This is a genomic window from Blautia sp. AM42-2 (assembly GCF_003480245.1).
GTDB lineage: Bacteria > Bacillota > Clostridia > Lachnospirales > Lachnospiraceae > Fusicatenibacter > Fusicatenibacter saccharivorans.
The window spans coordinates 176,555-189,530 of sequence record NZ_QUIM01000002.1; the positions used below are offsets into that span (position 1 = coordinate 176,555).

At 48.6% G+C, this 12,976-nt stretch carries 8 protein-coding genes, 1 tRNA gene and 1 pseudogene; 7 read left to right on the forward strand and 3 right to left on the reverse strand.

Annotation, left to right across the window (positions count from 1 at the left end; genetic code table 11):
- Positions 1-106 precede the first annotated feature (106 nt).
- Together DW915_RS03910 and DW915_RS03915 are read left to right on the forward strand one after the other, a co-directional pair.
- Complete coding sequence (locus DW915_RS03910; protein ID WP_118741627.1) at positions 107-2,152, forward strand: glycoside hydrolase family 31 protein; 2,046 nt, start codon at positions 107-109, stop codon at positions 2,150-2,152.
- Between the two features lie 237 nt (positions 2,153-2,389).
- A complete protein-coding gene (locus DW915_RS03915) occupies positions 2,390-4,144 on the forward strand; it encodes a sensor histidine kinase (RefSeq protein ID WP_118741628.1) in 1,755 nt (584 codons plus the stop codon).
- Positions 4,145-4,488: 344 nt separating this feature from the next.
- On the opposite strand, the gene DW915_RS03920 is transcribed toward DW915_RS03915, so the two are convergent.
- Entirely contained in the window at positions 4,489-6,441 is a 1,953-nt protein-coding gene (locus tag DW915_RS03920) for a glycoside hydrolase family 31 protein (RefSeq protein WP_118741629.1), read from the reverse strand.
- A gap of 327 nt (positions 6,442-6,768) precedes the next feature.
- Positions 6,769-7,698, reverse strand: a complete 930-nt coding sequence (locus tag DW915_RS03925) for an AraC family transcriptional regulator (RefSeq protein WP_118741630.1) — start codon at positions 7,696-7,698, stop codon at positions 6,769-6,771.
- Positions 7,699-7,804: 106 nt separating this feature from the next.
- On the opposite strand from DW915_RS03925, the pseudogene DW915_RS03930 reads away from it, so the two are divergent.
- Positions 7,805-8,089: pseudogene (locus tag DW915_RS03930) on the forward strand (DapH/DapD/GlmU-related protein); the annotation flags it as partial.
- Positions 8,090-8,267: 178 nt separating this feature from the next.
- Here DW915_RS03930 and DW915_RS03935 read toward each other — a convergent pair.
- Positions 8,268-8,340: transfer RNA gene (locus DW915_RS03935), tRNA-Phe, on the reverse strand.
- 180 nt (positions 8,341-8,520) lie between these two features.
- Between DW915_RS03935 and DW915_RS03940 the strand changes: the two genes are divergently transcribed.
- Genes DW915_RS03940 through DW915_RS03950 form a run of 4 tightly spaced genes read left to right on the forward strand, consistent with a single transcriptional unit; the run spans position 8,521 to position 12,843 of the window.
- On the forward strand, positions 8,521-10,272 hold the full coding sequence (locus DW915_RS03940) for a B12-binding domain-containing radical SAM protein (RefSeq protein ID WP_118741631.1): 1,752 nt from the start codon (positions 8,521-8,523) through the stop codon (positions 10,270-10,272).
- Between the two features lie 41 nt (positions 10,273-10,313).
- Positions 10,314-11,051: a 3'-5' exonuclease gene (locus DW915_RS03945; RefSeq protein ID WP_055220616.1), complete on the forward strand. Its 738-nt coding sequence runs from the start codon at positions 10,314-10,316 to the stop codon at positions 11,049-11,051.
- A gap of 24 nt (positions 11,052-11,075) precedes the next feature.
- Positions 11,076-11,234 carry a hypothetical protein gene (locus tag DW915_RS15690; protein ID WP_156327578.1) on the forward strand — a complete coding sequence of 53 codons (159 nt, stop codon included), beginning with the start codon at positions 11,076-11,078 and terminating at the stop codon, positions 11,232-11,234.
- Between the two features lie 55 nt (positions 11,235-11,289).
- Positions 11,290-12,843, forward strand: a complete 1,554-nt coding sequence (locus DW915_RS03950; RefSeq protein WP_118741632.1) for a VanW family protein — start codon at positions 11,290-11,292, stop codon at positions 12,841-12,843.
- Positions 12,844-12,976: the final 133 nt, after the last annotated feature.

Below are 12,976 nucleotides of genomic sequence, written 5' to 3' on the forward strand. Positions count from 1 at the left end.
AAGAAGCAGGCGTTGATCCGGCGGGTCAATGTCTGAGGTGCAAAACAGCAGGAGAAACGGCAGGCCAGAAATGACCTGCCGTTTTTGAAAAAAGGAGGATTTTTACATGTTTTGGGAAAAAGAGGGTAAGTTAATTTATTCTTACGATGGCGAGACCGTCTGCATCGAAGCGTGGGGAAAAGATGCACTGCGTGTGCGCGCGACAAAAAATCGAAGCTTTACCGGCCGCGACTGGGCGCTGGAAGCAAAGGACGCGCATGCGGGAGAGGTTGAAATCTTTGAGGATCCATCAGCAAAAGGCGGAGCCTTTGCCAATATGTACGAGGGAACGGATACTTCCTACGGAAAAATCACAAATGGAAAGCTTCATGCAGTGATCGATTCCGGCAGCGTCATTACGTTCTATCATGAGGATGGAAGAGTTCTGTTAAAGGAGCATTTCCGCCGTCTGCGCGATGAGGAAAGCATGCCGCTCAACATCATGGGACGCGAGTACAGCAACGGCGTCGGGGATAATTTCCGTATTGTAACGCGGTTTGTAGCAAGAAAAGGTGAGAAAATCTTCGGAATGGGACAGTATCAGCAGCATGAGCTGGATCTGAAGGGCTGTATGCTGGAGCTGGCACAGAGAAACTCACAGGTCAGTGTTCCGTTTTATCTTTCCAGTATCGGCTACGGCTTCTTATGGAACAATCCGGGCGTCGGACAGGTGATGTTTGCGAATAATGGAACGGAATGGGTAACAGAATCCGGGAAAGAAATCGATTATCTTGTGATTGCAGGTGATACGCCTGCCGAGATCGAGGAGAATTATATGACGCTGACCGGAAAACCGCCGATGATGCCGGAGTACGGTATGGGCTTCTGGCAGTGCAAGCTCCGCTACTGGAACCAGGAGCAGCTCTTGTCTGTAGCAAGAAAATACAAAGAGCTTGGCATACCGCTTGATGTGATTATCGTCGATTTCTTCCACTGGACGAAGCAGGGCGAGTTCAAATTTGATCCGAAATACTGGCCGGATGTGCCGGGCATGTGCCGCGAATTAAAGGAGATGGGAATTCAGGTTGTTGTGTCGGTATGGCCGACCGTTGACATTTATTCCGAAAACTTCGAGGAGATGAAAGAGAAGGGCTATCTGGTTCGCACGGAGCACGGTGTACCGCTGACGATGCTCTGCGGCGGAAATGAAGTTTTCTTCGATGCGACTAACCCGGATGCAAGAACATATGTCTGGGAGAAGATCAAGAAAAATTATTATGATCAGGGTGCCAAGCTCTTCTGGCTGGATGTGGCAGAGCCGGAATACAGCGTTTATGATTTCAAGAACTACCGTTATCAGCTCGGAAGCGTACAGGAGGTCGGAAATATTTATCCGAAATATTATCTGAAAGCGTTCTATGACGGCATGACGGCAGAAGGCGATACCATGCCGATCAGCCTGATCCGTTCTGCCTGGGCAGGCAGCGCAAAATACGGTGCGCTTGTCTGGTCGGGCGATATTGTAAGCTCCTTTGAGTGCTTCCAACGCCAGGTACAGGCCGGCCTTAACATGGCAATTGCCGGTATTCCGTGGTGGACGACCGACATCGGCGGCTTCCACGGCGCGAGAACGGACGACCCGGATTTCCACCGTCTGTATATCCGCTGGTTTGAGTATGGCTGCTTCTGCCCTGTCATGCGTCTGCACGGAAACCGTAACCCGCAGGAGGGCTACGGCGCAGAGCAGATTGGTTCCGGAAGCGACAATGAGATCTGGAGCTTTGGCGATGAGGCATATGAGATTTCAAAGAAATACATTTTCCTGCGTGAGCGCCTGAGAGATTATATCCGGGTACAGATGAAGAAAGCACATGAGGACGGAACCCCGGTGATGCGGCCTGTTTTCTATGATTTCCCGGCCGATCAGGAAAGCTGGAATGTGGAGGACGCTTATCTGTTTGGACCGGATCTCTATGTTGCACCTGTGATGGAGGATCACGTAACGGAGCGCGAGGTTTATCTCCCGGATGGAACAGCATGGTTTAACGCATGGACCGGAGAAAAGTATGAGGGAGGACAGAAGGTAACGGTTGCTGCACCGCTGGATACTATTCCGGTATTCGTAAAAGAAGGAGCGGATGCAGAAAAGCTGCTGAACATTTTCTCTGAATAAGAGAATGTTACCGCTCACCGGTACCAGGCGAACGGTAACAAAGAATCATGTTCTCACCATGTAAAGCACGGACTCTGCATGGACAAAGCCCAAAAATGTGATATAATGGGCTGTGTTACAAAGAACATAGTTGCAAATATATTCCGTGAGTGTAAAACGACTGCCGGAGCTGCGCGGTAAGGTGCGGCGTCCGGCAGTCGCTCTACAGACAGAAAAAAAGGAGGGGTGGATGCGCTTATGAATCTCTGGCAGAAAGGAAAACGAAGGATGCTGCGCAGCGTTCGAATACGCAGTTTGAAGGATACGTCCCTGCGGCTTGGAACTCCGGTTTTTCTGGTCCTGATGGGGCTTGTTGTCTGCCTGCTCTGGGGCGTTTGGGAAAACCGCAAGCTGGCAGATAAATATATTGCCGATACGGCAAAGCTCTATGTCGATCAGATCAACCGTGATATGTCGCAGATCAACAGTGAACTGATCTATCTGCTGGATTCTGACAGCAACATCAAAGAAATCCCGGATCAGATAACATCGACAGATGCTCAGTATTATGAAATGGAGCAGACGCTGCGGGAGCGAAACCGCGTGCTGAAGATCCGTTACCATGAGATACAGACCTTCTTTGTCTACGGCCAGAAAGCCAATGTTCTGATTACGGACAGCGGAACTATGTTTACCGAGAGTAAGGGAATGACAACGCTGAATCAGATGCTGATGTCCTATCTGCAGATTATGACATCCAAGGATTCGATCAGCACACAATGGACCGTGATTACGTTTGGCGACGACGACTATATTGTCGGCTGGTACGCGAAAAACAAAAAAGTTATCGGCTGCGTCATCAATCTGAATCTGATTTTCCGGACCATCCGCGCCAAAACAGAGGAGTATGATGTCATTCCGTTTATGGTAGATGCCAGAGGGCGCGTGATGACGCAGGCAGACACATCGGAAAAATATAAGAATGAGATTATCGATTTTTCCAAAGCGGGAAAGAAAAAGGAGAAAAATGCGACGGTCTATTCCTACCAGCTTGGCACGGTCGGAAAAATCAATCTTATGGTTCTTCCGGGAGGAGGTATTCTTGAGAATGTACTGATTATGCAGATTGCATTCGTCGTCCTGATCGCGGTTCTTCTGATTGTCTGCGCACTGGAAATTACAGCATATTACCACCGGATTCTGGAACCGCTGGAAAAATTCGGACAAAAACTGGAGGAGCTGGAAAAAGAACAGAGTCTGAATGACGATGGAAGCAACAATCTGTTAGAGCTGGAGTCTGTGAGCGGCAAATTCAAGGAACTGCTGCGGAAAATACAGGGATTGAAAATTGCAATCTACGAAAAAGAGCTTGCCGAACAGAAAGCCGAGCTGGAATACACGCAGGAACAGATCAAGCCGCATTTTTTCCTGAACTGCCTGAGCCTGATCCATGGCATTGCGGATAAGAATAATGAGGGAGAGATTGTGGAAATTACAACGGTGCTGTCGGATTATATGCGCTATATTTTTCAGGATTCCAAAAAACAGCGAGATGTAGAGGAAGAACTGGAGCATATTGAGGCATATATCCGCATCCAGAAGCTGCGGTACGGGGAAGAAGCCTTTTCCTTTGAAGCGACGATGGACGGTGATATCGGAGAATGGAAGGTTCCGTCTCTCCTGTTGCAGACACTGGTGGAAAACTCCGTGGTACACGGTGTATCCCTGGATCGGAAGAGTGAGATTTCCCTGTATCTGACAAATGAGACGTATGAAGACGGCGAGTACCTCTACATTTGCATTTCCGATACCGGAAACGGATTCTCAAAAGAAGCATTGGATGCGATCGAACATGACACGCCGATTATCTATCACGGCCGCCACCATGTCGGCATTTCCAATATCAAACGCCGTCTGGCACTGATGTACGGGGAACGGGCAAGTATTACGTGTTCTAACATGGATGAAAATTACGGAGCTGTTGTAGAAGTACGGCTTCCGAAGACAGAATAAAGAGAAGAGAGAATAGCAAAGGCGGGAACTCCGGGAAAAGATGCAGGAGGTTCCCGTTTTTTTGTCGGGAGAGCGATCGGACAAAAGGAACTCCCGGGAGGCGTTTGAAAAAAATGACAGGAGTTCCCGGAAGCTTTGGATTCCGAAGAACTCCTGTAAAGGGGAGAGATGATTCAAAAATTGTGGTAACGATTCAGAGCCCCATCTCGATTCCGCTTCCGCTGCATCTCGATGTTGCTTCTCGCCATATGAAATTCCAGAAAAATAGCTCATTCATGTAAACATGATTCGCGATTTTTCTTCCATTTCGCATGGCTCTGAATCGTTACAAATTGTGTTTAAAATCAGATGCGGGAAACTCCGTCATCGGTATAACGCTCGTAGGAAGCGCCTTCGTATCCGACCATGCGGATGCTTTCCTCTTTGATATCCGGTACGGATTCTGCAAAATCGGCAACCGGGATTGCGCAGCCTTTGCGGATGAAGAGCGGAACCTCATTCAGCGCAACTTCTACGTAGTGGATACCTTTCGGAAGAACCTCCTGGAACATGTTTCCATTGCCGAGGAATTTTACAAACATCATTTCTTCCGGCAGATATACGTAACGGCCAATGGCATTCTGGGTGTAAACCGGTGCGATCATGATCTCATTACCGATCATCAACTGATCTTCTGTATTTCTTGCCAGCTTGTCATCCGGGTAAACGAAGGCAAGCGGTTTGAAGTACATATCATCGTTTAAAGCAGCCTTCATGTACTCACTGTACAGATACGGAACGAGGCGGTAGCGGACGCCGATGACGTTGCGGAAGTCCTCGATATGCTCAAACTGGTAAGGTTCCTGCTCACGTGTTCCGAGTGCAGCATGGTTTCTCATCAGAGGAGTGAAAACACCAAGTGCCAGCCAGCGGAGCAGCAGGTCTCTTGTGGTATTTGCACCGAATCCGCCGAGGTCGGCTCCGGTATAGAGGAAACCGCACATGTTGAGGGACGGCATCATCTTCAGGTTCAGCAGGATATGTGACCACCACGAGCAGTTGTCTCCGGTCCAGATTCCACCGTAACGGTGCATGCCGATGTAGGAAGAACGGGAGAACATCAGGATTCGCTTATCCGGGGAAATTCGTTCAAAAGCTTCACCGGCAGAACGTGTCATGTTGTAGCCAAACAGATTGTGTACCTTGTCATGGCGGACCTGTTCGCCGTTTACGTTGTGATAGAAGCGTTTATAGTCCTCATGGTTGTTTGCCAGTGCCTGAAGCTTTCCGCCTACCATGTAGTGCGGAACCTCCGGGTCACCTTCCACATATTTCTTTGCAGTCTCCTTGAAATCAGCAAGGCCTTCCTGGGAATAGAAGATGGATGGCTCGTTCATGTCATTCCAGAAGGCATCGATTCCCTTGGAAACGAGAACATCGTATTTGTCACCAAACCATTTTCTGGCATCTGCATTTAAGACATCCGGGAAATGAGTCCAGCCCGGCCATACAGTAGCTTCGAAGTAGGAGCCATCCTCGCGGCGGCAGAAGTAGCCTTTTTCACAGCCCTCTTCGTAAATGTCATAACCCTCTTCGACTTTCACACCGGCATCGATGATCGGAACGAGATGGATCTTTTCTTTTTTCATATCCTGTACAAATCCCTCGAAATCCGGGAAACGTTCTTCATTTACGGTGAAGTCCTTGTAATCCTGCATGTAGTCAATATCCATGTAAACCATATCGAGCGGCACATGGTTTTCGCGGTATTTTTTTACTACCGTGCGGAAATCATCCTCTGTTTTGTAGCCCCAGCGGCTCTGACCGTAACCGAAAGCAAACTTCGGAGCAATGTAGCTGCGTCCGATAATGCCACGGAACTGTTTTACGATATCAAGATCGGAATCACCGGTGATCATGTAAACGTAGAGATCTGCGTTTTCGCAGGAAACGGTCATCGTATCGGAAGTTGTGTAGCCGATATCGAAACGCAGGGTGCCCGGATAATCGAAGAAGAATCCTACGTGTGTCTTGCCGGAGATGATGATGAAGTTGTGTGCTGCATACAGAGAGGTTTTGCTCTCTACGTGGTTTGGATCATCAGCGCAGTCACTGATGTAAAGAAAGCCGCGTTTGTTGATACCGCGGTTGGCTTCGCCAAGTCCGAATACCATGTCATCGTCAGCAAGCTTTGTGGTGAAGGAAAAGCCGTTTTCGGTGGAGAAGGTACCGTAATCCGGGTTTCCTTCGGAAGAGGGGATCTCTTTTACAACGGCTTCGGTTTCAAATGGGGTTCCGTAGACAAATTTTTTTACCATGTCATCCTCCTTGTAACATAAATGGAAAATATAGTGTTTTGGTGAGGTTTAGCGCAACACCTTTATAATTTTATTATAACAGGGATCAGGAAAATGTCTAGCAAAAATCATCCTTTTTTTAACCGAATCAAGTAAGTCCCCTGCTTCCATTGCGAAAAGCAATAAGCAGTGGGTGGGGACTTGCTTGTATCAGGAGTGGTACAAGCCACTCCTGATAAGCTGCGAAGCAGCTATTCGGTTATGAGCAAGTAGCGAAGCGGATTGCGAATATCCGCTTTGCCCCAAAAACGCGGTAACTGCGCAGAGTCATGCGAAATGGAAGAAAAATCAGTCTTTTTCGGAAGCTTCGGCTGATGTTTTCTCTTCTGTGCGTTTTCGGAAATCCCGGGGGCTGCAGCTGTAGGTACGAAGGAAGATTTTGGAATAGTAGCTCTGATGATTGAAGCCGCATGCAGTACAAATTTCCGCGATCGACAGTTTCGTATTGTTTAAAAGATGGCAGCTCACCTCCAGGCGGTAATGGTTCAGAAAATCGATCGGACTCTGGTTCAGATAACGGCGGAAAATCTGACAGCACTTGTTGCGGCAGACTTTTCCGGCGGCCGCAATTTCGTCGAGATTGATGGACTCGCTGTAGTGGCTGTAAATATAAGACACCATATCACGCTGTACGAGAAGATCCGGCTCCTTCGGTTTTGCGGCCGCCTCATTTGGCATCATCGGATGGCTGCGCAAAAGACGGCACCATAAAAGCGATAGAAGTGCGGCGGCTTCTATTTCATAGGCGGCCGGATGCTCTTTTTTAATGCGGAGAATTTCAGGAAGAAGCTGCAGTGCTTCGGCATCCTCCGGAAACTCCGGTTTTAAATGAAGATATTCCAGAGACGGATTCGAGAGAACCGGTGCAATATACGACTGGTACAGAACACTGTTCGTGATGAAAATTTTGGGATGACACAGAATACGGATAAAATCGCAGTCCTGCCCGTTTTCGGAATATCCATAGTGCATTTGGCGGGAATTGACCATGAGTGCTTCACCGGTGTTTAATAGAACACGTTTTCCATTCATATAATAGTTCATCTGTCCGGAGCGGATATACACCCATTCGATGTCTTCATGCCAGTGGCAAAGTGCCCTGTGATTCGGATAGGCGGAAAGAAGTCCTTCCCGAATAGAAAGCGGAATGCCGACTTCATCGTAACGGACGATTTCAGATGCATCCTGCATGATTTTTGTTATAGGATCATTGACCATAAAAAGCTCCTCTTTCGTCTTGTTAAAAAATACAATAATTATAAAAATACGGAATATTGTCATTGAAAAAACGCTAAATTCGAGATAATATGATTATAACATATCAATTCATCCGGCAGCAAGAAATTCTGCTTATGAATATGGGATTGAGGTAACGATCGGTGATAATGTATGGCTTGGCGGAAACACGGTTGTTGTGCCGGGGGTACATATCGGAAGTAATGTGGTTATCGGAGCAGGAAGCGTCGTGACAAAAGATATTCCGGACTGGAGTGTTGCCGTGGGAAATCCGTGCCGTGTGGTAAAAAAGATTACAGAAGAAGATAAACAGTATTATTTCAAGGACAGAAAATTTGATGATGAGGCATGGGAGGTCATCAAAGATCTGTAAAAACGAAAAGCTTTCCTGGGCAGTCATGCGATGAAAAAACTCTGTACCGTATCCATCTGGGAATTTCCGGGGATACGATGCAGAGTTTTTTACTTTACCTATGCGATAGGAGACAGGAAATTCTGCCGGATTTTGCTATGGCAAAAAAAATGTGAATCCTATTTTGGGCAGCAAAAAATGCCCAGAGCCGGAATCGAACCAGCGACACGAGGATTTTCAGTCCTCTGCTCTACCAACTGAGCTATCTGGGCATTTGGATTTCCTGTTGGAAACCTTTGCTAATATAACATGAATTCACGAAAATTGCAACTGTTTTGTTGAAAATCGTGAAAAAATTGTGCTTTTGGGGGAATGGCGGTGTATTTTCGTTCGAGAATGTGGTAGTATAAAAGATATGCAAAGAGGAAGCAAGGAGAAGTATTAAAAAGATTATGAAAATTATTCTGACTGCGGTCAACGCAAAATATATTCATTCCAATCTCGCAGTTTACACGCTGCAGGCGAGCGCGGAGAAAGCCGGTGTGTTCCCGGAGATCCGTGAGTTTACGATCAACCAGTCAAAAGATTCCATGCTGCGGAGTCTGTTTCTGGCGCATGCGGATGTCGTCTGTGTGTCGTGTTATATCTGGAACATATCTATTGTGGAAGATTTGATTACAGAATATCACAAAATCAGCCCGGAAACGAAGATCTGGCTTGGCGGGCCGGAGGTGTCGTACCACGCGGAGGAGATGCTGGAGCAGTATCCGTTCCTTGACGGAATCATGAAGGGTGAGGGCGAAATTACCTTCCGTGAACTGGCAGTGTATTACCAGAATCAGGAGAACGGCACGGAGGGGAAAACGCTTGAAGAGATCCACGGCATTACATACCGTGATGCAGAAGGAGCCATCAAAAGCAACCCGTGGCGTCCGGCCATGGATCTGTCCGAGGTGGATTTTCCGTATGCGAATCTGAAAAAATTCGAGAACCGCATCATTTATTATGAGTCAAGCCGCGGTTGCCCGTTTTCATGCAGTTACTGTCTTTCTTCTATTGATAAGCGGCTTCGGTTCCGAAATCTGGATCTGGTCAAAAAGGAACTCGCCTTTTTCCTGGAACAGAAAGTACCGCAGGTCAAATTTGTGGACCGTACGTTCAACTGCAGGAAAGACCATGCAATGGCGGTCTGGAAATTCATTGCAGAGCATGACAACGGCGTGACGAATTTCCACTTTGAGATCGCCGCTGATCTGATTACTGAGGAGGAACTGGAACTCTTAAATACCCTGCGTCCGGGGCTGGTACAGCTTGAGATCGGCGTTCAGTCTACGAATCCGCAGACGATCGAGGCGATCCACCGGAAGATGGATTTTGGAAGAGTCACAGAGATTGTAAACCGGATTGCGAAGGGAAGAAACATCCATCAGCATCTCGACCTGATCGCGGGCCTGCCGTATGAGGATTATGACAGTTTCCGCCGTTCGTTTGCGGATGTCTATGCACTGCGTCCGCAGCAGTTACAGCTGGGATTTTTGAAAGTGCTGCGCGGTTCTTTCATGTATGAGCATACCGAGGAATATGACTGTCATTATCAGGAGCGCGAACCATATGAGGTACTGTACACGAAATGGCTGCCGTACGACGATGTGCTGAAGCTCAAAGACGTGGAGGAGATGGTGGAAGTCTACTACAACAGCGGCCAGTTCGTCCACACACTGCCGATGATCGAGCGTCTGTATGAGAACCCGTTCGATTTCTTCCAGGAGCTCGGCGATTTCTACCGGGCAAAGGGCTACAGTGAGGCGGCACATAACCGGATTCAGCGGTATGAAATTCTGCTCGAGTTTTTGCAGGACGAAAAACAGCAGGATGAAGCATTCTTCCGTCAGATGATGGTGCTCGATCTGTATGCGCGTGAAAATATGAAGACACGGCCGCGCTTTGCAAAAGATCCGTCCGAATGGAAAAACGAGTCGCGTGACTTTTATCAGAAAGAAGCCGAAACGAGAACGCTTCTGCCATCGTATACGACATACGATTGGAAGCAGCTGCAGCGCATGACGCATGTGGAAGTTTTTGATTACGATGTGCTCGGAAACGGGGAAAAGGCGCGTATGGTACTCCTGTTTGATTATCAGAAGCGCGATCCGCTGACGGGAAATGCGGAGATGATCGACTGCAGTGAGCTTTTTTACGCTTGACATTTCAAAAGAACATGAGATACTAGAAAAGGTAATAAAAGATGAAAATACAAGATTTTGTAGTGCTCGATCTTGAGACAACGGGTCTTTCTGTAAAGGAAGACCAGATTCTGGAGATCGGTGCAGTAAAAGTGCAGGGCGGAGAGGTCACGGCATCGTATGAGACTTTCGTCAATCCGGGCAGAAAAGTGCCGGAGCGGATCACGGAACTCACCGGAATCCGGGATGAGATGATTGCGAATGCGCCCGATGTGGAGACTGCTGTCCGCGGCTTTCTGGATTTCTGCGGCGGCCTGCCGCTTCTGGGACACAATATTCTGTTCGATTACAGCTTCATCAAGCAGGCAGCGATAAATGCCCGTCTGGACTTTGAAAAAGAAGCGTGGGATACGTTGAAAATTGCACGGAAAGCCCTCCCGGATCTGGAGAGCAGAAGCCTTGAAGCACTCTGCGGCTACTATCAGATCCCGCGGGAACACGCACACCGTGCAATGGACGATGTGCTGGAAACGCTGGCACTGTTCCGAAAACTGGAAGAAGGATTTTCGGAAGATCACCCGGAATGGTTTGCCGCAGCGCCTCTGAAGGCAAAAATGAAACGCGAGGTTCCGGCGACGGAGGCACAGAAAAAATATCTGGCGGATCTGATCCGGTACCATGAGCTGGATCTCGAACCGGAGTGGGGAGCACTCACAAAAAGCCGTGCATCCCGCATGATCGATCAGATTATTCTGGCACATGGAAGAATGGAAAAACGACAGAGAACTGAGAAAAAATAGAAGAGAAAAAGAAAGGATGGAACGATGAGTAATAAAGTCAATCGAAAAGCCCCGACAGAGGCACAGAAAAAGAAGAAAGATCCGCTGGCAAAGAAGAGAAATGCAGCAAAGATGCTGGCATTGATTCTTGCAGTGGTTATGGTGCTTGGTATGGTTCTTCCAGCACTTTTATGGCTGGTGTAAAGAGATTCTGTAAAAGACAGAGTGAAATGGGAAACGGATCAAGAAGAGGCACAGTATGAAAAACAGCAGAAAAATGAGAGGCCTGCTGGTGATGCTTATCGCATTTGCATTCTGCTTTCTGGCAGAACCAGTCAAAGCGGATGACCGGACAGCGCTGGACGGAATCTATGTAGAAGACATTTCCGTCGGCGGTATGACCGAAGAGCAGATCACACAGGCAGTAAACGACAAAATTGAACAGTTAAAACCCTCGGTTATCAACCTGTCTGCCGGAGAGCAGAATGCACAGGTGACAGCAGGGGATCTCGGACTTTCCTGCGCCAACCCGGAGGTGGCAAGAGAAGCCGTCACAATCGGGCAGGAAGGCAATGTACTGAAGCGGTTCCTGACACAGAACCGGCTCAAAAATGGAGAGACGGTGACGTTTTCCCTGAAATATACAGTCGATGGCGAGGCAGCGCGCCAGGCGGTAGAAAACAACACGGCCGTGCTGAACCGCGAGGCAACAGATGCAACGCTGACCCGCGAAAACGGCGAATTTATCGTCAATCCGGGCCAGACCGGATGCAGCGTCAACGTGGATGAGTCCACGGCGAAGGTTGTCAATTACCTGACGACAAGCTGGCGGGGCGGCATCGGCGGCGTAGAACTGGTAACAGAAGAAACACCGGCAGGCGGTAATCCGGAGCAGCTTGCACTTGTCAAAGATCTGCTCGGCGAGGGTACGACGGAGTATGGCAACGGTACGAGCGGCAGAAAACAGAATGTCGCAGTCGGCGCAGAGAAGATTAACGGAACGCTGGTACAGCCGGGCGAGGAATTTTCCGTAGAGGCGGTCGTTGTGCCGTTTGATGCGGAAAATGGTTATGCACTGGCGGCATCGTATGAGATGGGCAAGGTCGTCGATTCGTACGGCGGCGGTATCTGCCAGGTTTCCACAACGCTTTATGTTGCGGTTCTGAAAGCGGAACTTGAGGTGACGGAGCGGTACAGCCATTCCATGATTGTCCACTATGTGGATCCGTCGATGGATGCGGCGATTGCAGAAGGATTGAAAGACCTGAAATTCGTGAACAACACCGATGCGCCGATTTACATTGAGGCGAGCGCTGATGGAAGCACCCTGCGTTTTGCCATCTATGGCCATGAGACGAGAGATCCGAACCGCACGGTCCGCTATGAGAGTGAGACGACAAGCACGGAGGATCCGACGCCGAGCCTGACGGAAGATGCGAATGCATCGTTTGGAACAATTGAACAGACATCGTACGGCTATCAGGGTTCGACGGCGCGGCTGTGGAAGATTGTGAATGACAATGGAAATGAGACGAAGGAACAGGTGAATTCCAGTACTTACCGGATGACATCGAATGTCTATACCGTGGGAACAAAGACGGACAATGCAGCGGCGCGTGCGGAAATGCAGGCGGCGATTGCGGCAAATGATCTTGCAAAAGCAAAGGAAGTTGCAGCGAAATACAGCCAGAGCAGTTCGTCATCGAGTTCTTCGGAGAAGAAGGAAGACAGCAGCGATGATTCGGATTCGGATGGTACGGAAAAGACGGACGACAGCAGCGATACAGAGAAAACGGAGGACGATGAGGACTAGGCGTTTTCTGGTTACTGTTCACTTAGCAGTGAAACACTTGCTGTTTCGCTGCGTAAGAACATGATTCAGGTGTGAGCAGCCCTCCTTTTGCGAAGCAAAACTTTAGATGAGGGCTGCGAATGTTACAATTCGC

Coding starts and splice junctions, on each gene's coding strand:
- DW915_RS03910 (WP_118741627.1), top strand. CDS start 107: ATGTTTTGGGAAAAAGAGGGTAAGTTAATTTATTCTTACGATGGCGAG.
- DW915_RS03915 (WP_118741628.1), top strand. CDS start 2,390: ATGAATCTCTGGCAGAAAGGAAAACGAAGGATGCTGCGCAGCGTTCGA.
- DW915_RS03920 (WP_118741629.1), bottom strand. CDS start 6,441: ATGGTAAAAAAATTTGTCTACGGAACCCCATTTGAAACCGAAGCCGTT.
- DW915_RS03925 (WP_118741630.1), bottom strand. CDS start 7,698: ATGGTCAATGATCCTATAACAAAAATCATGCAGGATGCATCTGAAATC.
- DW915_RS03940 (WP_118741631.1), top strand. CDS start 8,521: ATGAAAATTATTCTGACTGCGGTCAACGCAAAATATATTCATTCCAAT.
- DW915_RS03945 (WP_055220616.1), top strand. CDS start 10,314: ATGAAAATACAAGATTTTGTAGTGCTCGATCTTGAGACAACGGGTCTT.
- DW915_RS15690 (WP_156327578.1), top strand. CDS start 11,076: ATGAGTAATAAAGTCAATCGAAAAGCCCCGACAGAGGCACAGAAAAAG.
- DW915_RS03950 (WP_118741632.1), top strand. CDS start 11,290: ATGAAAAACAGCAGAAAAATGAGAGGCCTGCTGGTGATGCTTATCGCA.